This is a genomic window from Prevotella melaninogenica (assembly GCF_018127925.1).
In the GTDB taxonomy this organism is placed as follows: Bacteria; Bacteroidota; Bacteroidia; order Bacteroidales; family Bacteroidaceae; genus Prevotella; species Prevotella melaninogenica_C.
The window spans coordinates 684,810-708,190 of the sequence record NZ_CP072347.1 but is presented as its reverse complement, the minus strand read 5'-3'; the positions used below and the strand labels follow the sequence as shown (position 1 = coordinate 708,190).

The following is a 23,381-nucleotide window of genomic DNA, read 5'->3' as shown; positions in this document are numbered from 1 at the left end:
GTGGTTCTTCCGTTAAATGGATAGATATCTCTGATTAGTTATATATAAAAAGCTGGTATTATGTATCTTTGTAGTGACCAAACTTCAAGAACATGAATACCAGCATAATGCAAAACGCCTTAGGCGTCTCCCAACAAGATTGTCAGAATCTGCGCTACGAAGGTAATAACTTAGTTTTAGAAATCCAAACTCCAAAGGAAAAACTTTGTTGTCCTGTATGTGGAAGTCATAATATTAATCGTAACGGCAGTCATATTCGTCGCTTTGTAAGTGTTCCCATAGGTCTGAGCAAGACCTATCTGGACATGCGTGTACATCGTATTCAATGTCACGACTGCGGCTGTATCAAACAAGAAAACATCGACTTTGCGAAAGGAAAACGTCGGCACACTATAGCTTTTGCAAATATGGTGTTTGACCTGTCTCGCTTTGCAACAATTCAAGATATATCATGGTTCCTACAGGTATCCTGGGATGTAGTACGTAATATACAGATGGAGTTTCTACAGTCAAATTACTCTAACCCAGACCTTTCCATGTTAAGGCGTATTTCCATTGATGAGTTTGCCACTCATAAGGGGCATGTATACAAGACCATAGTTGTAGATTTGGATAATGGTCATATTGTTTATGTCGGTGATGGTAATGGCAAGAATGCTCTTGATGGATTTTGGGAACGGCTCGGCAAAGACAAAGAGCATATACAAGCAGTATGTACAGACCTTTCTGCCGCATATACACGAGCTGTAAGTGAGCATCTTCCCAATGCAGCACTTGTAGTAGACCACTTTCATGTAACCAAGCTTATGAACGAAAAGCTGGACTTGCTAAGGAGACAGTTATGGCATGAGGAAAAGGACATCAACAAGCGTAAAGTAATCAAAGGAACACGTTGGTTGTTACTCAGAAATGGAAATGATATCTTTGATCATGCACACAGAAATAGACTGGAGAACGCACTAAGCCTAAACCGTCCGCTAATGATTGCCTATTATCTCAAAGAAGATCTTAAGGAAATATGGAATCAGTGTAGTAAGCAAAAGGCTAAAGCTGTGTTGGATGAATGGGTAAAGCAAGCTATAGAATCCAAAATACAACCATTAATGAAAATGGCGTCAACTATTAGAGCATACAAGACATACATATTAGCATGGTATGACCATTATATAACAAACGGAACAATAGAAGGAATTAACAACAAAATAAAAGTTTTGAAAAGACAGATATATGGGTTCAGAAATGAAGAATACTTCAAATTAAGACTATATGCACTGCATGATAGGAGTCTACGCATTTAACGGAAGAGCCAGTTATGTAGTCTGTCCACATACTTCATCCCATTTTTTCAATGCTTCAGCCATTACAAGGATTTTGCTCAACCCAAGTTTAACCGGCAAAATTATTTTTCATAAATTTTCGGGATGTTTTGTGTAGTATCAATTTGATAAATGATTGATAATCAAGTGTAGAGTATTGTTGCGAGGAGTAAAATCTGATTTGTAGGACACAGCCATATCAAAATTATTTTGTTACTTTGCACTCATGCACGCAAATGTACAGACACGATTCAACCCTGCCACAGGGGACATGGCTCCTTATTATCGCATCAAGGAGTCATATCGTGATGTGCAGGGTCATGTACATTCGCTAATTCTTTTGAACATCGGGTTCGAACCTTCACTTACTGCTGTACAGGTTCGAAAAATTGCATACGCTCTTACCGAACGCTTCAAAACCAGAAGTACACCCTCGCTTTTCAAAAAACACCTTGACGGACTTACTCCTATTGAACAGGCAAAGGCTGACGAATGGTGGAGCCGTATGGAGAAAGAAGGTGGAATCGATCGATTTAATAAGGAAGAGCAGAAGTCGCTGAGAAAATATGAGAACTATATTGACCTTGAGACGGCAAACTATACTGACGCAAGGAATGTTGGTGCTGAGTGGCTCTGCAAGCAGACAATAGACAAGCTACAATTAGAGGGTTTCCTGCGCAAAAATGGGTGGACGGAGAATGCGATACACACGGCTCTGTCAGCATTGATTGTTCGTACGGTATATGCAGTTTCTGAACGTTCATCTTATTATTATTTGCGCGATAACTCGGCTGCCGCTGAACTTTACAATGGAGTTCCAGGCTGGACACCAGGAATCAATTCTCTGTATAAAATCACTGATAAATTATATGAACTAAAGGAACAGTTAGAGCGTCATCTGTGCAGCGTTACTGACGATCTCTTTAATATAGACAACAAGTTGATGCTCTTCGACTTAACCAACTTCTATTTCGAGGGTAGTAAGCGTAATAGCGATAAAGCCAAGTTCGGTCGTTCAAAAGAAAAACGCTCTGACTGTAAGCTACTTGTACTTGCATTATGTATCAATAAAGAAGGTTTTATACGTTATTCTTCTATCTTAGAGGGTAATACAGCAGATCCCAAGTCTCTACCCAATATGATTGATACGCTGGCAAAGAGGAATCCATCAAGAACAAAGGATACGCTTGTTGTCATGGATGCAGGTGTTGCCACGGAAGAGAACTTGGAGCTAATAAAGAAAAAGGGTTACAATTATCTCTGCGTATCCCGTACGAAAATGAAGGACTATATGCTCAGTGATGATAACAAGAGTGTTACGGTAATGGATGCCCGTCGGCAGAAGATAACGCTGAAAGAGGTTAAGACAGAGGATGATAAGGATTATTATCTCGAAATAACATCTCCTTCAAAAGCTATGACAGAGTCGTCCATGAACAGGGTCTGGAGAGAGCGTTTTGAGATGGAACTGCAGAGGATAAACAATGGAATCTCCAAGAAAGGTGGAACGAAAACCTATGAAAAGGTTGTTGAACGTACAGGACGTGCCATACAGAAGTACCCTTCTATAGCGAAGTTCTACCAGATAAGCTACATAAAAGATGAGAAGAAACCCAAGCAGATGCTGCGCATAGACTGGGAGATAAAAGACCTCTCCGCAATGGAATCTGGTCACGGAGTATACTTCCTCCGCAGCAATGTCAGGACACTTTCTGAGTGTGTGACATGGGAATACTACAATCTCATTCGTGAGATAGAATGTACGAACAGACAACTAAAGAATGATCTCAACCTCCGTCCTATCTATCATCAGAAAGATGAGCGAAGCGACGCACACCTTTTCTTCGGTTTATTAGCCTACTGGGTGGTAAACACCATCCGTTGTCAATTAAAACGAGAAGGAGAATCCTGTTACTGGACCGAGATAGTACGACGTATGAGCACCCAAAAGCTCGTCACCACAAAAGGGAAGAATCCATTAGGTGAAACCATCGAGATGCGCCAATGTAGTAGTCCTTCAAAGCAAGCAAAACAGATATACGATAAGTTGAACTTAAAACACTCACCATTCAAAAAGAATAAAATTTGTAGGACACAGAGCCCATAAGAAAAACGAGGAAAGTACGGTGACAGTAACAATTAGGCGAAAGTGGGTGTTAAACTTGGGCTAAGTCTCCATATCTATGCTTAAAACGTCCCAAATCGCCCCATTTACCCTCCTATGTAACATTATTCTCTCAAACACCGTTCAAACACTCATCAAATGTAACGCAAATGTAACACCTTGTAACATTTCGTTTTACGCTCCGTTTACTCTCTAATATTCGATAACTCTCTGATATACAAACAATATAATCACGTCAACCCAAATTTCGTATTTACACATTTCGTTTTACCCCCTTACTTTTTCTTCCTCTGTGAGTTCTACAATGTGATTAACGGCAACTTGGCAAGAAACAGCCTTGCCCACCTCTATATCGTCTTCATCGTAGTAGTGAACAGCCATAGAGAAGATTTCATCATCATCAAAGCCGTTACAACCGCTTTGCTGCACTTCATTAAGAATGTAGGTGATGCACTCCTCAATATTCTTGTTTGGTTTCATCAAGTTAGGGGCAAACAAGGGGTCTGTCATAGCACGCTGATTAAGATACTCGGCTATTGTCCGTGTGAAATGTTCTGTTCCTTTCATTGTCGTATATGTTTTGATATTGTTAATACTTGGGAATTTCAACTATTTGATTGATACGTCCATACAGGTAGGCTCTTAGGCTTGTTCTGTCGGGTGCGTAATACTCTGTCCATTGTCCGTACTGATTGACAAGGTATTTCTTCAGCACGTCAAAGAAGTCAAAGCGATAGCCTTGTAGGGGAACGGCTGTGCGGAAATAGGTATTAGAGTTCACCGCCTCACATAGCCAATTCTTTTCCTCACGGCTCATCATTTCGCCACGATTGAGTTTCATACGTAGGAGATATATTTTGCTATTACAAAGGCTCTCCAAGGGGGAACGTCCCATTGTACAAACTTAATTGCCAACACTTGCTCACTCTTTTCAGCCGTAGGGTTAATGCGGTAATGAGAGGAGGAGCTATATCCTTTTTTGTTCATCGAAGATGTTGTATTTACTTTTTGCTTATCCATAGCGACATTTTTATGCGTCCAAAGATCGGAGTATGCTGATTCCTTTTTGGAGCAAAATAGAGGTAGCTGGGCAGGCTTGCACAAGGTTTTGACGGAAAATACTACCCGTAGGTGTGGAGATTTTCCAGACAAACCAAGCGGCACAGACCTTTTGACGAGTTGTTGAGAGCTTGACTCGAAAAAAGCCACAAGCCCCGTACTACCTTTGCGGATAAAAAGGGAACAGCATCCGTCTCCTTGTCATCGCATATCGTGGAGCATAGGAAAAGAAGCAAAAGTGCAACGCTCGTAGTGGAAAATAGAAAGGGGGTGTGTCAAAATTGATACATCCTCTTTTTTACTCTCCCTTTACCTTGTCTACCACATAATTCATTATTTACTGTAGTTATGCTGCTAATTTCATATAAAATGATTTGTTTGGCTTTAAATAGCCTATATAAACTTGTATAAAGCATCTGAAGGTTGCTAAAAGTACCTCCATAACGGCTTTTAGTTCCTTGAGATTGGTTTTTCTACACATTTTCCCTATGTTAAAGGCAATAGCGAAGAAGGCAAAGTCCATATTGACCTTGTCTTTCCCAAAATGCCTAAACCTCTTGTAGGCTTTATTATATTTTGTTTGTCCAAAAACAGCTTCAGGTTCTATGCCCTTAGTCCTCGATGCTTGATGCCTTCTTCCGAGGTCAGTAGTTTCCGTGCCTTTTGTTTATAGTGCTGTAGTTGGTGGTTTACTTCTATAATTCTGTTCCCTCTTGCCTTAAAACATGAGCCTCTCAAGGGACAACCATCACAGCGTTCTGCCTGATAACGTACGCTGTAAGTAACGAATCCATTAGAGGTTAGGGAACGCTTCATACCTATACGCTTCATATGCTGTCCCATAGGGCAGACGTAGAAATCCTGTTCCTTATTATAATAAAGGCTTGCGGGACTGAATGGGTTAGGTGTGTAGCGTGGACGCTGCTCTTTATGGAAGTAGTTATACTTCACATAGGCTTCCATATTATGTACGTCCATGAACAGATAGTTCTCCTCGGAGCCATACCCTGAATCAGCTATGACTGTCTTGGCATAGCGATGATAGCGTGATTTGAAAGACTCCAAGAAAGAAGGAAGTGTGAGTGTATCGGTACGATTGGCATAGAGTGCAAAGTCGGTGATAAACTGGTTCTCCGTTGCTATCTGCAGATTATATCCAGGCTTAGTCTGTCCGTTCCGCATAGCATCCTCCTTCATGTGCATAAACGTGGCATCAGGGTCGGTCTTGCTGTAGGAGTTTCTCTCTCCCATAACCTCAAGGTGCTGGTCATACTCCTGGAGTTTATTACGTTTCTTCTCAAGCTCTTTAATCTGTTTTTTCTTGGTTCTAACAGCCTGCTTCTCTTATTTAGTCTTAGGCTCAAGGGCTGATTCCAAAGACTTGTTCAATTCCTCGGATATCTCATCGAGCAGAGCTGCAGTAAACTCGACACCTTCCGTTTTAGCCGCATTGTCCTGCGCTATGACATCATCAACCTGAAGCAAGAGTGTGCGTATTTGTTCCTGTAACTTGGCGCGGTTCTTTTCCACGGTTCTCTTCCAAACGAAGGTATACTTGTTGGCTTTCGATTCTATCTTTGTGCCGTCAATATATTCAACGTCAAGACTTATCAAACCTTTGGCTGCAAGTACTAATACGACTTGTGTGAATATATTGTTGATTTCCTTTTTCACACGATTACGAAAACGATTAATGGTAATAAAATCAGGCTGCTCATATCCTGCCAGATAGATGAAATGAATGTCACGCTTGAGGAGCGACTCTATACGGCGGCAAGAATAGATATTATTCATATAGGCGTAAAGAATCACCTTGAGCATCATTTGTGGATGATAAGGCTTGCGACCACTGGGCTTATAAAGTTTGTAGACATTATCCAACATAAGATTATCCACCAAGGCATCTAAAAGACGAACAGGGTCATCTTCTGCGATATCCTTATCGATTCTTTGAGGAAAAAGAATCATTTTCTTGTGTATGTAAGAACGAAAGTGTACCTTTGCCATAATGAGATTTTTTGTATGTTTAAAGGTACAAAAACTTTAGGAAATAGCAAAGCCCTGGCTTGAGAAAGTCGGGGCTTTGTGCATAAAAAAGAGGATGTGGACATTTTGACACACCCTCGATGAAATAAAATGAAAGAACTATGCTTCTCAAAGCACGCATAACAGGATAGCACAGAGAATTGCCAGCCAGAAGAGAATGCTCAGCAGCGTAAATGTTACTTTTAGAATTACCCTGATTATAAAGCGTAGTATCAGAAAACCAGTAATGACAGAGACGACAGTTACGACTTGCGGCGTTACAATCTTTGAGATAAACCAAATGGCACCGATAACGATGGAAAGCAAGATAGCGAGTTCAATGAAGCGTGTCCAAGAGAAGCGGCGGACTTGCTTGGGCAAATTCGGCTGCTGCTTGATATTATCGCTTTTGTTCGGTGCGTCTGCCTTGATGAAGGCAGGTGTGTAGATGTCTTGATTCATGATGATTGTATTCATATCGGAGCTTTTAATAGTTTCAAGAGCAATAACAAGATATTCTGCCTCACAAAGCCAAGTGTTTGCTCAAACTCTTGGTGTGTGGTGAAGAATGGTTATCTTGGCTCTTGACACTACAAAAGCTCCCGATGGTGTTACATCAAGTCATGTTCTCACTATCGACGGTTGGCAGACCATTAACCTCGATGATCAGAACGATTGTCCCTGTCAGTTCAGTGTAGAGTTTCTCATACTCGGGACTTGCGCCGAAGTCGTCCGTCAGCTCATACTTGTCGAAAACGCTTTGCACAGCCTTATTCTTCAGAAGCATTGGTGTTAGCCTTCCGGGAAGAGGGAAAGGGAGTTCTTTCTCGAACTCATTCTCTAAGATAGAGACAAGCGTGTCGTACTTGGAAAAGTGCAAACCTTGGTATAAGACTTCGCTTGCCATTACCTCTGCCTCTGGGTGAGAAAAACCTTGTGCTATAGCATCGCAGTAAGTTGTCAATGCTTCGTCTGCGCGAGCAGTTATAAACGTATTTTCATTCACTCTCTCTGGAAAATGCTCTCCGAGATACGCTTCCAACTTCAAACGGAAGTAAGAAAGCTCTTTCTTTGTTGTTGTCATAATCTTCTTGGTTTAGGGTTATATATTATTTAGAGTTGATGCCCATAGCAACATTGAACTTGTCTAACTTGCCAGCCAACTGTTCCATATCGTGTTCTATTTTCTTATTGGTAATACGGGCATAAATTTGTGTGGTTTTAATATTGGTATGTCCCAGCATCTTAGAAACTGATTCCATAGAAACACCTTTACTCAATGACATTGTTGCAAATGTGTGGCGAGCCATGTGAAAGGTTAGGTCCTTTTTAATGCCACAAATATCTGCAATTTCCTTCAGATATGAATTGGTTCGCTGATTGGTTAGCATTGGGAAGAGTTTACCATCACGATAGGTCTTGCCACTATACTTTTCAATGATATTCTTCGGAATATCCAATAAAAGAACATTTGTTGCAACACTCGTCTTCTGTCGTTTGGTCATTATCCATTGTTTGTCGTCAAGGGTAACAATGTTCTCGGGAGTAAGGTTGGCCACATCAATGTATGCCAAGCCTGTGAAGCATGAGAAAACGAATAAATCACGAACTAATTCCAAACGCTGTATGCCCAGATCTTTATTGGCTATCTTCAAAATCTCTTCATCTGTCAAGAAACCACGATTGACTGGCTCAAGGTGAAAACGATGATTAAGAAAAGGATCATGATGGATTACCCCCATTTTTCTACCTAAAATCGTAATTGTCTTGAAAGTCTTCATTGTCTTGGTAGCTGTATTTGGGTTCTGACCAACTACTATGCGAAGGAAAATATCAAAGTCGTGTATGATGATATAGGTGAGTTCAGACAAGCGCATATCCGAACGTTTGTACTTATCCTGCAAGAAAGTCGTGAAATGTCGTTTGCAGACATTATATTTTTGGAAAGTGGCAGCACTTACAGATATGCCCACTTGCTTAGCAATATCTTTGTTGTGCTTATCGAAGAGTGTCATCATCGTTTCTACCTCTTCTTTCCTGCCGAGATACTCCGACTTAATACGTTCCAAAGAAATAGCATCTGTCATTTCTAACTTCTTAAAGATAGTCTGCAATCCGCTTTGGATGTTATCCAACTCGAGATTAGTAGAAAGAGCCTCTGTAGTCCTTCCCTTCAGTCGTTCTTTTTCACTATCCCATTGCGACTGCTGAACGGCAATACCTGTTGAGCCAATGGAAAGTCGTTCGTTGTTGAGATATATTCTCAACATCACGGGTGTTTTACCCTCCTTGTTCACATAGTTGCTTCTTAAATAGAAGACTGCTCTGAAAATGGTTTTCATTTGCGCTGCTGTTTTTTAATTGTAGCCATGGAAAGGAAAGTTGTAGCCAAAATTCAATAATTGTAGCCAGCTTCTAATAGAATTGTAGCCAAAAGATTGAATTATTAGCGAGATAAACTTCTGTAACCACGCTGCAAAGTTCGACATATTTATTTGAATAACAGCAATTTGCGTGTACTCTATGCGTACTCTGTACGAACTCTTGGCTACAATTTTTATTTTGCCTCAAAAAGTGTAGCCAGATTGTAGCCATTGTAGAGTATTTAGGAAGTATTTACCCCCTCTGTACGTACTCTGAGAAGAAGAATGGATATAAAAGAAAAGTATCATAACTACTTGTAGCTATGATACTTACGTTTTTGTTAGGATTTCTCTGTTGGTCTGTTCAGAGTACCTAAAGCGGAGAGAGAGGGATTCGAACCCCCGGTACCTCTCGGTACGACGGTTTTCAAGACCGTTGTAATCGACCACTCTACCATCTCTCCAGAAGGTTACTTTGTAGTCAACCTGCTTCCTTGTTTAAAGCGAGTGCAAAGGTATAGATATTTTTTGAAACTACAAAATGTATGGGAAAAGAATTTGGAATTAAAACACTTTTTAACTAAAAGCGACTATTGTGACACCTACTTACATAAGAAAACATTTATAAGATGATAAGATAAAACTGTATATTGAGCAGTATAGACAATAAATCCCAATAAGATTTATACTATATGGACAACAAACTCAAACAAGGTATGTATAATATCGATGAGTAAAGCAAAACGAGGTAAAGACTATATGGACGACAAAGTCAAACAAGGTATGGGCTGTATCGATGAGTAAATCAAACAAGGTATAGACTGTATGGATGATGAACTCAAACAAGGTATAGACTGTATGGATGATGAACTCAAAAAAGATGCGAGATTTAGTGATGAAAAATCAAATCATATATAGGCTGTATTGAAGATAAATTCTGATGGAGTATAGGACTATATATTTGCCGTCTCTTATCTGGACTCTCAATGCAAATTTATACACTTTTATAATGCAAGGTCATTCCCTTATATAGGAAAATAAATGATTTCGATATAAGTTGGGCTTTAGTCATACTATATATAATGACGAGTTGCCCCTCACTTCACATCTCTGACAGAAGTATTAATGCACAGCACATATAGTGTTATTCATAAACACCAGTTGTGCTGAGGACTTATTAGCTAACGATATATCTTTGGTGCAAGTGTTATTGTATAAAGGGAAAATGCTACTATCAAACATTCTTTTTCGATAGCAATAGTTTTTACATTCGTATTATTTCAAACACTTGACGATTTCAAAGCAGTAAGATACTAACTACCTGCAGCACATTGCCCAGCCACAACACCTGTTGTCCATGCAGCTTGAAGATTAAAACCACCAGTAATAGCATCAATGTCTAACACCTCACCCGCAAAGAAAAGATTTGGACAAACCTTACTTTCAAGTGTTTTAGAGTTAACAGAGCTAAGACTCACACCACCACACGTCACAAACTCTTCACGAAAGGCACCTTTACCAGCAATGGAGTATTGATCATTGACCAATGTTTCAATCATTCTGTTTATCGTTTTACGTCCAATCTCAGCCCATGGCTTCACAGCATCTATGCCAAGTTTACTTAGTATATAGAGCCACAGACGACTCGGCAAACCAAATGGATGTAAGGTAGCAACCTGCTTACGTGGGTTAGCAGTTTGCAACTTCAGAAGATTCTCCTCCACTTCTTGCCGTGTTAGTTCGCCAGTCCAGCTGATGGCAAGCGGTGCTTTATAATCATTTTCAGCAAGCAGACGAGCCGCATAGGAAGAAAGTTTCAAAGCAGCAGGACCACTTACGCCCCAATGTGTTACCAACAATGGACCCTTCGCACGCAGTTTTGTTCCAGGAATAGTCGTCACAACAGGTTCAACAACCGTTCCCATAAGGTCGCAAAAAGCACGATCTTTTATATTAAAGGTGAAAAGTGAAGGTACAGGAGCCTCAATTTCATGTCCAAGCTGGGCAAGGTATTGCAAGCCACGTCCATTCGGTGAGCCTCCAGTTGTTATAATAGTACGATGAAACACGCGATGTGAACCATTCTCAAACTCCAGTTTTAATCTCCCATCTTCCATCTTATGGATGTTCACCAAACGATGTCGACAACATATAGTAACCCCCAATTCATTAGCCTGCCGCACCAAACAATTAATAATGGCATGAGAATCTTGCGCCTTCGGAAAAACACATTCATCTTCTTGCGTTACCAATGGCACACCATGTTGCTCAAACCATCTATAAGTATCTTCATGGCTAAACGTCTTCATTAACCGTTTCATGAGTTTATGCCCACGTGGGTAAGCCTGCTTCATGTCCGTAATCGCTGCAAAACTATTCGTAACATTACAACGTCCACCTCCGGTTATTTCAACTTTAGCCAACACCTTCTGTGCACGTTCAAAGATTGTCACCTTACTTGAAGGGTTTGTTCTGCGAGCCATGATAGCAGCCATGAATCCTGCTGCTCCTCCGCCAATGATAGCTATATCCATTCGCTAAAAAATAATACTTAGGTCCTGAGAGATGCCGACCTTTGCTATGTAAAACATTTAATGTGTGGTGATTACCATTCTACGAGCAACCCTTTAATCTCCGGTTGGCGTAGCTGATGAATGCACCTTCTTTCGTTTACCACTGAACTCAGAGAAATCAACACGGATAATCTCAACGCGATGAAAACTCATATGAGCATATTTATCGCCAAGCTCTTTGAAATCTGGTGACAACTTGTCTATCAATAGATGCAGTGCATGCATCTTCTCTTCCTCAGAAAGATGGATATGTGCCTCACCGAAGAAGATAGCACTCTCGTACTCAGTGGTGAAATTGCGTGGCAACAAGTTTACTTTACCAATGACGCAGAGCGAAACCTTTGGATTCTGCTCAATAGCCACCAACTTACGTCCTTCAGGTGCACAATGGATATAGATACTATTCTTGCCGTCCCAAACAAAGTTTACAGGAATACCATATCCCATATCTTCTGAGACCATACTCAAAACCCCGTATTCTCCATCTCGCAGAAGTTCTATCGCTCTTTCCTCATCCATCAGACGATCTTGTCTTCGTACGCGGTCATTAACATATTTCATATCGTACATAATTAATATAAAAATGATTAGTTGAAACTGTGAATTATCTATTATGAGTTAATCTTACCAATAAAAGAAATCTTTGTATAAGACTTCCACTATATACAAAAAAAAGACCTTGACTGATTCACATCACCCAAGGTTTAAATACTAAAACTAAATTAACCACTAAAAAAACTTGATGCAAAGATACACGTTTTTTTTAAAACAACCAAATTTTTGGAGAAATATTTTTTATTATTTAAAAACACTATTAACCTTTATTGTTGATTTTTCGGATGTACATAGGGAATTTCAGTTAATTCCCTCTTAGAGCTCTCCAAGGCAGCCAAAAACTGCATTCTTTTCCTTGGAGAAGGTCCCAGAAAAAGAATATGCTGTGTTATTTGTTCAAAAATCTCAAATAATGAGTCATATGAGCACACCTGCCCTTTCCATACTATCTATGGACTTGTAAAATTATCCTTAAGTTTTATTAGGCAGCCTTCTTCACCCTCCGAGCCATCTCCCTTGCGGCAAGAATGGCAGCATTTGCTGTATGGATTCCGAAGAAGAGTAGTAGCCTCTCGCTAAACATATTGCGTGCCTTGATGCGTCCAAGGCTATAGTGTTGCTTTTGATTTCCAAAGCTACCCTCCATTACCGTAGCTCTGAGGTTTCCAATAATCTTTCTCGCTGTCTTGAGACATTCAGCTTCTTCTTTGGGTCTTGGACCTTTTCTAGTGAAACAGGTCGTTATGCCTTTTTCTGTACACATAGTGCGGTTGGCATTGTTGGCGTATATGGAATCGGCACCTACACGCTTGACTTTGATTCCCGTCAAAGATTCTTGATATTCTATACATAGCTTAAGACGGACACCCTCGTTGAATGCCTCAAAGCTGTGGTGCTCTATGAATGATATGCCGTCTATCTGTATGTTGTTGACCTTTGCCCCAAACTCTACACGCTTGTTTTCCTTGCCTCTGACAATAGGACGGAGGTAGGGGCGGTCGATGCTGACGATACGGTGCTTGACTTCCTTGCCGGAGAATAGTTCTGACTGTTGGAGGCATACCTCACGCACAGCGGACAGCCGCTTTTCTTGTTCTGCCGACAGACAGATGCAAGGACTGTACTGTTTACGCAGACGATTCCATTGGGACAGGAGTTTGGACAGAAGCCTCAGGAGTCTTCTCCTGAGCTTGCGCGTGGACGAGGCTGTGTGCTTGCGCTGCTTAGCGTATGCAAGCCTGGCCTTGTCAATATTATTATACTTGCTTCTCGGAATACGCTCTGAGAGGTGTTTACACTCGGAGACCAGCAGAGTGTGAAGCCAATAACAACACTCCCAGAGCAGCTTGATATCCGTAGGAAAACGCAGGTAGCTCTCGTAACAGGTTGCATCCGTCAAGCACAGGTCTTTGTCTTTAAGGTTGTCTTTCCATTTGGCATACAATATGCCCTGAAAGCTGTCTATGTCAAGAAACTGACCAAGACGATTGCGTATGGCACTTACAATCTTTCCATCCTTGATGGGACAGGAGGGGTCTATCAGAACACCACAGAACATCTGCATGTGGATGCTTCCGTTAAGCATTTCTATCAGACCATCGTCAGACAGACCTGTGTATGACTTAAGGAACATTAGGGCTATTTCTCCTTCACCCGAGAAAAGAGGCTTTTTGCCTCGCTTGCTCTTATGGCTAAGGATCGTATACTCTGCTGCCAACTCCTTTAGTGGGAGCTGGGAATGAATGCGTCCAAGTTCGCTTTGTGCAAAGCTTTCACGATAGCTCTGTAAAAAATCGAACTCTGTAAAGGGCAAAGTTGGTGTTATATCAGAAATTTTTTGTATCTTCACGACGATTTATTTTAAGTTTTCCCCCGATTCTGCCCGTGATGGGTCGTTCGGGGGATTTTATGTAAAGGTACAAATAATATATTATGCTGACAAACAATTAGTTAGAAAAATTCTGAATATCCCTACATAACCATGAAATTAAGATTATTATTACACGGATAATGTGTATCAATCCCTTTCCCATAATAGCCTTTAACATTTCTATTGTCGTAATTTATTACGTAAAAAATAAAGTTAAAAAGCTTTTAGTGCATCAATTACTTCACGCGAGTCAGCATCTTGCTTATATAACCAACCTCTATCATTCTACAAACTCATAGCAAGATTATCTTGCATGCCTATCTTATCCTTACCCCCAACATAGAGATTCTTATAACTTTAAAACCAATTGTTCAGACTCTGAAAAATCATTACATAATTTCAAAGAAAAACCTCGGAACAAAGCCAAAAAACAGATATATGAACCAAGTTTGTAACCTTCACGAAACCAATCAGTTACAAAAGTGCGTTTTAAAAGGTGCTTAATTAGACTCCAAAAGGGCGTTAGTAAGACATCAAAAGAGCACCTATTGGAAGCTAATTAAGGCTTAATTCGAATACAATTAAGCCTTAATTAAAAAGCAATAGAGGAAAAATATTTACATCGAACGGTTTAAAAAGACTTTCTAACAGCCCCAATTACTTCTCCTCTGTTAATAGCTTTCGTGCATGAAGAACACTTTCTTCCGTAGGCGATTCTACATCTGTGAGTGCGTAAGGAATACCTAACTGCTCCCATTTATAGACACCTAACGAATGATAAGGCAGAATCTCCACTCGCTCAACATTGCTTAAAGTATCTATGAAAGCACGAAGTTTATAGAGAGATTCATCATCATCATTAATACCAGGAATCAAGACATGTCTTATCCATACAGGTTTCCCAATGTCAGAAAGATAGCAAGCACAGTCGAGGATATTCTCGTTTTTCCAACCAGTCAATTGCTTATGGGCATCGCTATCAATATGCTTTATATCCAACAACACCAAGTCAGTATATTTCATTAACTCCTCAAAAGCAGAGAAGCTACTCGACTCCCGATTGAAAGGTTGGGCTGAAGTATCAAGGCAGGTATTGATTCCTAAAGCCTTAGCTTTACGGAACAGTTCCGTAAGAGGTTGTATCTGCAACAGAGCTTCACCGCCACTCACGGTGATACCGCCTTTCTCTCCCCAATAACTCCGATAACGTTGGGCTTGTGCCAAGACATCATCAACAGAGCGGAGGTTACCCCCCGCCCTGTCCCATGTGTCTGGATTATGACAGTACTGGCATCGCATAGCACACCCCTTAAGGAAGATAACGAAACGAATACCAGGTCCATCAACCGACCCGAACGACTCTACAGAGTGTACCCGTAGCATCATTTCGGAAGTCGGCGAATCCGATAAATTGTTATGTTGATTATTCACTTTACATTGAACCATGCGCACGACGTGCAATAACATCCATCTGCTGTTCGCGTGTAAGGTCGATGAACTTCACAGCATAACCGCTCACACGGATGGTGAAGTTTGCATATTCTTCCTTCTCAGGATGTTCCATACAGTCAATCAGTTTGTCTACACCAAAGACATTCACATTCAAGTGGTGTGCACCACGGTCGAAGTAGCCGTCCATAACACCAACAAGTGTACTGATACGCTCCTCATCATTGTGACCAAGAGCATCTGGACTAATTGTCTGTGTATTAGAAATACCGTCAAGCGCATACTCGTATGGGAGTTTGGCTGTTGAATTCAACGAAGCCAGCAAACCATTCTGCTCTGCTCCGTAAGATGGGTTTGCACCAGGAGCAAGCGGTGCACCAGCAGGACGACCATCAGGCATATTACCCGTAAACTTACCATATACAACGTTTGAAGTGATGGTAAGGATACTTGTTGTAGGCTCTGAATTACGATAAGTATGGTGCTTGCGAATCATATTCATAAAGGTCTTCAACAACCATACAGCGATGTCATCAGCACGATCATCGTCGTTACCATAACGTGGGAAGTCGCCCTCTGTCTTGAACTCGATAGGGAAACCAGTCTCATCACGTATGATATTAACCTTTGCATACTTGATAGCAGAGATAGAGTCAACCACATGACTGAAGCCAGCGATACCCGTTGCGAAAGTACGACGTACGTCCGTATCAATGAGTGCAAGCTCAGCAGCCTCATAGAAGTACTTATCGTGCATGTAATGGATGAGGTTCAATGTGTTTACATACACACCAGCCAACCACTCCATCATATCCATGAAACGAGGCATAAACTCATCATATGTTACCACATCACCCTCTATTGGACGATAAGCAGGTCCACACTGCTCACGTGTCTTACTGTCAACGCCACCACTGATTGCATAAGTAAGACATTTTGCAAGGTTTGCACGAGCACCAAAGAACTGCATCTCCTTACCCGTCTGTGTTGCAGATACGCAGCAGCAGATAGAATAGTCATCGCCCCAGATTGGTCGCATAACGTCATCATTCTCATATTGGATAGAGCTTGTAGAGATAGAAATCTTCGCAGCATAGTCCTTAAAGTTCTTTGGAAGACGTGAGCTATAGAGCACAGTGAGGTTAGGTTCTGGTGAAGGACCCATGTTCTCAAGTGTATGGAGGAAACGGAAGTCAGTCTTAGTTACCATTGAACGGCCATCCATACCCAATCCCGCAACTTCGAGGGTAGCCCATACTGGGTCACCTGAGAAGAGCTGGTTGTATGAAGGGATGCGTGCAAACTTAACCATACGGAACTTCATTACCAAGTGGTCGATGAGTTCCTGCGCCTCAGCCTCCGTAAGTGTGCCTTCCTTGAAGTCACGCTGAATGTAGATATCGAGGAAAGTTGAGATACGACCAACTGACATCGCAGCACCGTTCTGTGTCTTAATAGCTGACAGATAACCAAAGTAAAGCCACTGTACAGCCTCACGTGCGTTGTTTGCTGGTTCAGAGATATCATAGCCATAGATGGCTGCCATCTCTTTCATCTCCTTCAAAGCCTTAATCTGCATAGAGATTTCCTCACGCTGGCGGATAACCTCTTCGGTCATAGTACCATCACCACAGTTGCGGAGATCCTTTGCTTTTTCGTTGATAAGGAAGTCTACACCATAGAGTGCAACACGACGATAGTCACCCACGATACGACCACGACCATAGGTATCAGGAAGACCTGTGAGGATATGGTTGTGTCTAACGAGTTTCATCTCGTCTGTATAAGCATCGAAGACACCCTCGTTGTGTGTCTTACAATACTTCGTGAAAATCTCATGAAGTTTCTCTGATGGCTCATAACCATAGGTTGTACATGCCTGCTCAGCCATCTTGATACCACCATAAGGCATAAAGGCACGCTTCAAAGGTTTGTCTGTCTGCAAACCTACGACCTTCTCCAGTTCCTTAGTTCCTTCACCGATATAGCCAGGACCATATGCAGTCATACTGGATACCACCTCGGTCTCCATATCTAAGACACCACCCTTAGCACGCTCCTGCTTCTGTAGTTCTTTGAGCATACCCCAAAGTTTGTCTGTTGCTTCTGTTGGCTTCTCAAGGAAGGAAGCATCACCATCATAACTATCATAATTATCTTGGATGAACTGACGCATATTGACTTCATCAAGCCACTTGGTTCCAGTAAATCCTCTCCATGCTTTTTTCATGACTGTTTATTTGTTATTATGTGAAACGTTTTAATTAATATGCTTGTTAATTGTTATACTGATTGAGCATTACTAATTACCGAGGACAAAGATAGACAAAAAAAACGTAATATCAAGTATTTAGAGATACTTATATTTAAAATATGCATATAAATACCTATAAATAGTGAGAAGAAATCTACTCTTGCAAATATTCCAAACTTATAGGTATGAGATTTGATTATTGATAAGGCTAAACAATAAAGGTAGAATGGTAAGTATGAAGCCTCAACACCAAGAGAGGAATGCACATTTACCATTCTACCCGACAAGAATAGCCACAGCCGCTAAATACTTTCCGTGTCAACAGAAGCCTTACGATTTACGAAGTCGGGAATCATCACTGGCATTGAGCCTTGTTCAATAGAGCGTTTGGATAGCTCAGCAACGCAACACCACTCCGCTAAATCATACACATCCATATCTAAAGGCAAACCTTGTTGTAGGCATTGAGCAAGCCGTAAGTCCATAAGTTAACCTTACGCGTTGATGATAATTGTAAACAAAAAACTTGCCCCTTAACACCAAGAGTGGTGACAGGGGCAAGAAAACGAAAATTAAATTAATAAATTAAAAAGTATTGCTATTGATATCACATCAAGGGCATATCTCTAAAAACATGAATAAAAATTAATTCAGAATCTTTCAAAACCGAGTTTGTTTCCAAAGTTCTTTTCAAACAGCCACACCAAAAACTTTCGCATTCAGTGAGGGTTAGACGGTGTCTGGTACAGGACCATTTTCCTCTTCTTTCTTTTCCTTTTCCTTTTTCTTCTTGTCTTTGCCTGCCTCTTCTGTCTTTCTCACCGATTCGTAAGAATTTACGGAAAGCTCACGTTTCAATTCTGTTCCGGGAGTGAAGACCACACGAGGTTTAATCGTCTCGGTCTTAAAAGTTTTTTCTGTTTCCGACCCTTTGCTCGACAGTGTGACACGCATCGAGCCAAACTCGCCCAACTGAATGCTGAAACCATCACGGAGATAATGGGGCAAGCAGTCGATAAAGTTATACAGCACGTTCGACACATCACCACGTGTCAAGGACGAACGCCCCGCAATGTCACGTGCAATATCGTCGAGCGACTTATGCCCAAGGTTAACTGGGTTAGCATAAAACTTTACTTCCTCCCGCTTCTGCGGATTTTTCTTTGGTACTAAACGAATTTTCATAATTCTTCGTGTTTAAAGTTATACATTAGATTCTTATTATCATAGCGTAGGGCAGCACGCCTCTGCAGCTTTCTTTGTGCATCTTCATGCTGCCCCATTCTATTTTCTTGGTTTGTTTCCTACCTTTCATCGTCTCTTTTTTCCTCCTTTCTGCATCCTTATCCCGTCAGATACGTATTCCCTTGCTGCCGAATGCGTATCTACGTGCCGTTAGATGCGGTGAGCGCTGCTGCTGAATGCGGTGAGCGCCGCTGTTAGATACGCATCTAACGGTAGCGCAATGCGTATCTACAAGTAGCTAAATACGCATCTGCCAACACGTAGATGCGGTGAGCGCAGCAACGGAATACGCATTCAGCAGAAGCCTTGTCCGTTAGGCACTCCCTCCCCTTTACTTCCCTTCGGTCAGTGACCGTTGGTTCGGGGAGGGCCGGGGGGCTTCTTGGACTACTGGAACGCCTCCACCCTGAACCCGATATTGCGGTCACTGATGTTCACGCCGACGTAACCACTGCGGATGTACAGGTTGCACGCGCTGCCACTGTCCCATGCGTAAGCACTTGACGACCAAAAGTAGCCTTCGCTGCCAACAAGGTACAGCTGACCATCGATGTAGAGACCCAAGGCGGGCAGGTAGAAGTAATTGTTTGCGTCAGCAGCAGAAGGGAGAGTCTGAGATGCAGACCAGGCTTGATTTTTGCTGGTTGTTCGCCAATCAGTTCCGTCTATGGCTGTATTAGGGTTGTATCCGCTTATGTTTGCCTTCTTCTTAAACCACATGCCACCTTTATATAAATGATCCATTGTTGTCCATAACTCGTCACCGTCCCAACGTGGCTCGCCCTTTGCAGCGTACCAGGTCATCTCGTTAACGTTGGGAAGGCCTTTACATGAAGTGCGGGTTGCTGGGTTACTTACGCCATAACCTGGGTAACTTTCGTTATACCAACGATTGTTAGTATCGCTACTATTATAAGGGTAGTCGCTGCTGGCAGACTGACTCATCAGTGTTGGCTGACTGCCACCGAGGTTCCATTCGTATCCCTTCCAGTATTGTTCCTGTGCGTCCCACATGTAGTATTTGTCGCCGTCGTAATCAAACGGATTAAGATTAGCAGTTATATCATGGATAGAACCTGCTGTACAGTTAAGTGTAATAATTTTAGAGACTGTTCCATCTATTGTTCCTTCTGTATTGTCCGTTGTGTTACGAAGCCAGTAGCGAATACGGAAAGTATGAGTACCAGGAGCAACGACTGCATAAGTTGCATTCTTGCTCATATCATCTGCAGTATTGTCTATTGCAAAGCCCGAACCTGTTGTTACTGTAATCGTCTTAGAACCACCTGAAGCAAGCGTAAGTGTGCCATCTGCAGCCATATTGTAAGTTCCAGCAATCTCATCATCGCTCATAATCTCAACCTTAATCAACGTGCTGCGCTTTACATATTCGTTGTTTGTACGAGGAATTAAGCAAAGATAAGAGGCCTTGTGATTGAGCGTAAAATTATAACCACTACCAAGTTTGACACCTGTAGCAATTCCGCAATCTCCCGATTCACCTGCATGATCAAAGTTATTTGGTACAGACTGTGTTTGTTCTGTCTTTATCTCTACTTGTGGTTGTGAGCCTGAAACAGCCTTATTGGTGTAAATAATATCATGTGAAGCACCTGTATATGTCCCAGAAAGAGTAAACTTAGCAAATGCCTGGTTTGCTGCTGAAGGTATTGTTGCCGCAGCACTCTGCTGCCAAGTACCAGCATCATCCTTTACCCATATCCTGTCACTGCTACTCCAATTCACAGAAGCACCAGCACCCTTTGTATGGTTAAGAATTGCCGTACGTGTTGTTGCATCTGGCTGAGAAGTACCTGTAAAGACGGTTGAACCTGTAGGAATATCGGTCTTCTTTTGTTTTCCTTCCTGCACTGTATCATCATTGGTACAGCTGGTAGTAAGCAATAAAGCAGCAAAACCATAACACATGCTTTGCAATACTGAACTTATAGTTAATCTTTTCATAATTTTATTCATTTTCTTTTCAAACAATTATTAGTTCTCTTCCGTATCATTCCAAGAAGCATTATCCCAGTCTTCTTCACTAAAGATGTTTTGTTTTGCATCTCCTGTTACCGTACCAGGTTGAATCTTTCCAGCATTACCACTGGCATTATTCAACAAGAATTCTGTTTCAGTGCAAACAATTTTGCATTGAGGTTTTTGATAAACCATTCTTTCAGTTGCTATCATTTCGTTTAATTTTTTAGAGGACACATTGCAAACGTATATCCTGTTTTATTGATTAAAATAAAGTTATTATTTCGTGCTTAATTTCTTCTTATTTCGTTTACGTAGGGACACAAAAAAGCGAACAAAGGAAACTCCGAAAAGTCCTTTGTTTACAGGGGTTGCACGGTACGCCTCGCGCGCGTATGCGAGAAGAAAAAAGTGGGGAGGTTAGGCCTGCCCTATATGAGAGAGAGAGAGAGAGAGAGAGAGAGAGAGAGAGAGAGAGAGAGAGAGAGAGAGTACAAAATTATTTGGAATTACCAAATAATTTGCGATATTTTTTTCGTCTTTCTTCATTAAAGAATCTAATGCAGCACTAAACATGTTTACGCCTTTATTTCCAAAGGTGCAAACATTTGCTGAATTAATATTCTTGATGACGCTCACTGTTATTACAAGTTAATTTTAATTTAACTGGGCGCAAAGGTAGTGAGAAGATATGAAACAAACAAGAAAATAGCAAAAAAATAAAAACATTTGTCTCGCCTTGCTCTACGTATTACCTTATATAATAGCAAACATCTTTGCAGAAGGCTTGAATAATGAGGGCTAAGTCTGTTATCTTTTCTTTGCTTCTTTGCCTTTAGTTTAAAACGATAGCTTGGATCTCTGACGAAATGTCACACAGAGGCACGGAGTGGACGGAGGATTTTTAAAACAAAGCAATGGAAGTCACGGAGGCACCGTCAGTGCATGGAGCAGCGGAGGAAGTTTACCAGTTTTATTAGAGACTCTATACCCAAAGCATTTATCTCAGAACTTATCAGGAATCTGTACGCTACACCTCCGTCGCTCTTTATGCCGTCGGCACCTCCGTGACATTGCGTTTACCTCCGTGACTCCGTGTGCCTATTACATAAGCCTTTTTGTTTATCAACCATATTTCAGAAGAACCACAAAAATAACTTCAGAGAAAACTATTCAGTACTTGCAGAAAATTAACTATAGAATTACTTGCATACTACACAAAAACGACGTACCTTTGCGAGCATAATCAATAGGTAACGTAAAGAATACATTTCTATATCGCAAAGCAATGATTCTGAAGGGTATTTTAGGAAACACTTTTCTTAATAAGTTTCCATAAAGATGTAACGACAGCTCTGTTTTCTATTATTATAGATAGGAAAGAGAAAACAGAATGAGTAAATATGGCTACAAGGAGTAGTCAGGAAGTGTTGGATTAACGCGTTAACTTTTCACTTGTTTTTACGAAAACAAAAAGACCAATTTATGAAGAATTTAATTCAATTGTCTTGTCTTGCAATCATGTTTCTTCTATGTGCGTGTCATTCAAAGAAAGAAACACAAGTAAAACCAGTTTACACTGCAACGACACCACTGGTAGAAAGCATCTCCCTACCACAATCTTATGTGGCAAACATTGCCTCACAACGTAACATTGAAGTTCACTCTCAGCAAACCGGTATTTTGCAAGATGTGTATGTTAGTGAAGGTCAGTTTGTGAAAGCTGGTCAACCGCTATTTCGCATTGCGATTGTTGGTGCTAACGAAGAGATTGCCAAGGCGAAGGCAGCTGCAGAGCAGGCAAGTATCGACTTGCAGAATGTAACAACGCTAACGGACAACAAAGTACTCTCAAATAATGCGAAGCGCATGGCTACGGCTAAGTTGAAAGGAGCAGAAGCCGACTATCAGTTGGCTGTACTACATAAGCGTCTGTCTCTTATCCGTGCACCTTTTTCAGGCATCTTAGGGCGCATTCCTAATAAAGCAGGAAGTTTAGTAGATCCCAGTGATCTACTTACCAGCTTATCAGATAATAGTAAGGTATTTGCCTATTTCAATATTTCAGAAACAGATTATTTAGATTTCCGCCTCCATCCAGAACGCTTTTCACAAACTCCGTTACAGCTTGTTTTGGCGAATGGCGATGTCTTTCCTGCAAGCGGAAAGATATTAGATATTGGAGGACAGTTTGATAGTTCAACAGGTACGATTGCTGTTCGTGCCGTCTTTAGCAATGCCAACAATCTTTTACGTAATGGTCAGACGGGTACGATAAAACTCTTTATACAAAAGAAAAATGCAATATTGATACCACAAGAAGCTGTCTATGAGCTTCAGGATAAGAAGTATGTATTTGTGGTTGACAAGAATAATATTGCTCGCCAACGTGCTATCAAGATTGATGCTGAGTTTACAGGAGCATACGTTGTTTCCTCAGGCTTACAGCCTACTGACCGTTATCTTCTTGACGGTATACAGAAAGTAAATGATGGAGATAAGGTACGTGTGTCTATGGTTTCTCCACAAGCATCAATGAAGTTGGATAAGTTAAACGCTAATTAGGT

16 protein-coding genes, 1 tRNA gene and 4 pseudogenes are annotated in these 23,381 nt (G+C 41.2%); 3 read left to right on the top strand and 18 right to left on the bottom strand.

The genetic code is table 11. From position 1 onward, the window contains the following. Window positions 1-92 precede the first annotated feature (92 nt). Complete coding sequence (locus J4861_RS02640; RefSeq protein ID WP_211815863.1) at window positions 93-1,298, top strand: ISL3 family transposase; 1,206 nt, start codon at window positions 93-95, stop codon at window positions 1,296-1,298. Window positions 1,299-1,542: 244 nt separating this feature from the next. Beyond that, the gene (locus J4861_RS02635) at window positions 1,543-3,423 is read left to right on the top strand and encodes an IS1634 family transposase (protein ID WP_211816594.1); all 1,881 of its coding nucleotides are present in this window, start codon (window positions 1,543-1,545) and stop codon (window positions 3,421-3,423) included. A gap of 297 nt (window positions 3,424-3,720) precedes the next feature. Here J4861_RS02635 and J4861_RS02630 read toward each other — a convergent pair. From J4861_RS02630 to J4861_RS02550, 18 genes and pseudogenes are all read right to left on the bottom strand, one after another. Beyond that, a pseudogene (locus J4861_RS02630) lies at window positions 3,721-4,008 on the bottom strand (PcfK-like family protein); the annotation flags it as partial. A 22-nt stretch (window positions 4,009-4,030) separates the two neighbouring features. After that, window positions 4,031-4,461: pseudogene (locus tag J4861_RS02625) on the bottom strand (hypothetical protein). Between the two features lie 385 nt (window positions 4,462-4,846). Further along, window positions 4,847-5,682, bottom strand: a pseudogene (locus tag J4861_RS13550) (transposase). A 162-nt stretch (window positions 5,683-5,844) separates the two neighbouring features. After that, window positions 5,845-6,507 carry a transposase gene (locus J4861_RS13545; RefSeq protein ID WP_428842160.1) on the bottom strand — a complete coding sequence of 221 codons (663 nt, stop codon included), beginning with the start codon at window positions 6,505-6,507 and terminating at the stop codon, window positions 5,845-5,847. A gap of 147 nt (window positions 6,508-6,654) precedes the next feature. Next, window positions 6,655-7,002, bottom strand: coding sequence for a hypothetical protein (locus J4861_RS02615; RefSeq protein ID WP_211816593.1), 348 nt, complete (start codon window positions 7,000-7,002; stop codon window positions 6,655-6,657). Between the two features lie 139 nt (window positions 7,003-7,141). Then, window positions 7,142-7,609, bottom strand: coding sequence for a DUF1896 domain-containing protein (locus J4861_RS02610; RefSeq protein ID WP_211816592.1), 468 nt, complete (start codon window positions 7,607-7,609; stop codon window positions 7,142-7,144). 25 nt (window positions 7,610-7,634) lie between these two features. After that, window positions 7,635-8,867, bottom strand: a complete 1,233-nt coding sequence (locus J4861_RS02605; protein WP_211816591.1) for a site-specific integrase — start codon at window positions 8,865-8,867, stop codon at window positions 7,635-7,637. Window positions 8,868-9,267: 400 nt separating this feature from the next. Further along, window positions 9,268-9,352: transfer RNA gene (locus tag J4861_RS02600), tRNA-Ser, on the bottom strand. A gap of 849 nt (window positions 9,353-10,201) precedes the next feature. Next, a complete protein-coding gene (locus J4861_RS02595; protein WP_211816590.1) occupies window positions 10,202-11,422 on the bottom strand; it encodes a BaiN/RdsA family NAD(P)/FAD-dependent oxidoreductase in 1,221 nt (406 codons plus the stop codon). Between the two features lie 93 nt (window positions 11,423-11,515). Then, window positions 11,516-12,022, bottom strand: a complete 507-nt coding sequence (locus J4861_RS02590; RefSeq protein ID WP_211806680.1) for a pyridoxamine 5'-phosphate oxidase family protein — start codon at window positions 12,020-12,022, stop codon at window positions 11,516-11,518. A gap of 475 nt (window positions 12,023-12,497) precedes the next feature. After that, window positions 12,498-13,865 (bottom strand): transposase, encoded by a 1,368-nt coding sequence (locus J4861_RS02585; protein ID WP_211816589.1) that lies wholly within the window; start codon window positions 13,863-13,865, stop codon window positions 12,498-12,500. Window positions 13,866-14,543: 678 nt separating this feature from the next. Beyond that, a complete protein-coding gene (pflA, locus tag J4861_RS02580) occupies window positions 14,544-15,332 on the bottom strand; it encodes a pyruvate formate-lyase-activating protein (protein ID WP_211816588.1) in 789 nt (262 codons plus the stop codon). Continuing rightward, window positions 15,319-17,565: a formate C-acetyltransferase gene (pflB, locus tag J4861_RS02575; protein WP_211816587.1), complete on the bottom strand. Its 2,247-nt coding sequence runs from the start codon at window positions 17,563-17,565 to the stop codon at window positions 15,319-15,321. Before pflB ends, pflA begins: the two co-directional genes overlap by 14 nt. 326 nt (window positions 17,566-17,891) lie before the next feature. Further along, a pseudogene (locus J4861_RS02570) lies at window positions 17,892-18,074 on the bottom strand (glycosyl hydrolase); the annotation flags it as partial. A gap of 244 nt (window positions 18,075-18,318) precedes the next feature. Further along, the gene (locus J4861_RS02565) at window positions 18,319-18,774 is read right to left on the bottom strand and encodes an HU family DNA-binding protein (RefSeq protein WP_211816586.1); all 456 of its coding nucleotides are present in this window, start codon (window positions 18,772-18,774) and stop codon (window positions 18,319-18,321) included. 447 nt (window positions 18,775-19,221) lie between these two features. Beyond that, on the bottom strand, window positions 19,222-20,811 hold the full coding sequence (locus J4861_RS02560) for a hypothetical protein (protein ID WP_211816585.1): 1,590 nt from the start codon (window positions 20,809-20,811) through the stop codon (window positions 19,222-19,224). Between the two features lie 18 nt (window positions 20,812-20,829). After that, complete coding sequence (locus J4861_RS02555) at window positions 20,830-21,027, bottom strand: hypothetical protein (RefSeq protein ID WP_211816584.1); 198 nt, start codon at window positions 21,025-21,027, stop codon at window positions 20,830-20,832. 207 nt (window positions 21,028-21,234) lie between these two features. Next, window positions 21,235-21,453 (bottom strand): hypothetical protein, encoded by a 219-nt coding sequence (locus J4861_RS02550; RefSeq protein WP_211816583.1) that lies wholly within the window; start codon window positions 21,451-21,453, stop codon window positions 21,235-21,237. A gap of 846 nt (window positions 21,454-22,299) precedes the next feature. On the opposite strand from J4861_RS02550, the gene J4861_RS02545 reads away from it, so the two are divergent. Beyond that, a complete protein-coding gene (locus J4861_RS02545) occupies window positions 22,300-23,379 on the top strand; it encodes an efflux RND transporter periplasmic adaptor subunit (protein WP_211816582.1) in 1,080 nt (359 codons plus the stop codon). Window positions 23,380-23,381: the final 2 nt, after the last annotated feature.

Excerpts from the sequence above, each read along its gene's own strand:
- J4861_RS02640 (WP_211815863.1), top strand. The coding sequence starts at position 93 with ATGAATACCAGCATAATGCAAAACGCCTTAGGCGTCTCCCAACAAGAT.
- J4861_RS02635 (WP_211816594.1), top strand. The coding sequence starts at position 1,543 with ATGCACGCAAATGTACAGACACGATTCAACCCTGCCACAGGGGACATG.
- J4861_RS13545 (WP_428842160.1), bottom strand. The coding sequence starts at position 6,507 with ATGGCAAAGGTACACTTTCGTTCTTACATACACAAGAAAATGATTCTT.
- J4861_RS02615 (WP_211816593.1), bottom strand. The coding sequence starts at position 7,002 with ATGAATACAATCATCATGAATCAAGACATCTACACACCTGCCTTCATC.
- J4861_RS02610 (WP_211816592.1), bottom strand. The coding sequence starts at position 7,609 with ATGACAACAACAAAGAAAGAGCTTTCTTACTTCCGTTTGAAGTTGGAA.
- J4861_RS02605 (WP_211816591.1), bottom strand. The coding sequence starts at position 8,867 with ATGAAAACCATTTTCAGAGCAGTCTTCTATTTAAGAAGCAACTATGTG.
- J4861_RS02595 (WP_211816590.1), bottom strand. The coding sequence starts at position 11,422 with ATGGATATAGCTATCATTGGCGGAGGAGCAGCAGGATTCATGGCTGCT.
- J4861_RS02590 (WP_211806680.1), bottom strand. The coding sequence starts at position 12,022 with ATGAAATATGTTAATGACCGCGTACGAAGACAAGATCGTCTGATGGAT.
- pflA (WP_211816588.1), bottom strand. The coding sequence starts at position 15,332 with ATGGTTCAATGTAAAGTGAATAATCAACATAACAATTTATCGGATTCG.
- pflB (WP_211816587.1), bottom strand. The coding sequence starts at position 17,565 with ATGAAAAAAGCATGGAGAGGATTTACTGGAACCAAGTGGCTTGATGAA.
- J4861_RS02565 (WP_211816586.1), bottom strand. The coding sequence starts at position 18,774 with ATGAAAATTCGTTTAGTACCAAAGAAAAATCCGCAGAAGCGGGAGGAA.
- J4861_RS02560 (WP_211816585.1), bottom strand. The coding sequence starts at position 20,811 with ATGAATAAAATTATGAAAAGATTAACTATAAGTTCAGTATTGCAAAGC.
- J4861_RS02555 (WP_211816584.1), bottom strand. The coding sequence starts at position 21,027 with ATGATAGCAACTGAAAGAATGGTTTATCAAAAACCTCAATGCAAAATT.
- J4861_RS02545 (WP_211816582.1), top strand. The coding sequence starts at position 22,300 with ATGAAGAATTTAATTCAATTGTCTTGTCTTGCAATCATGTTTCTTCTA.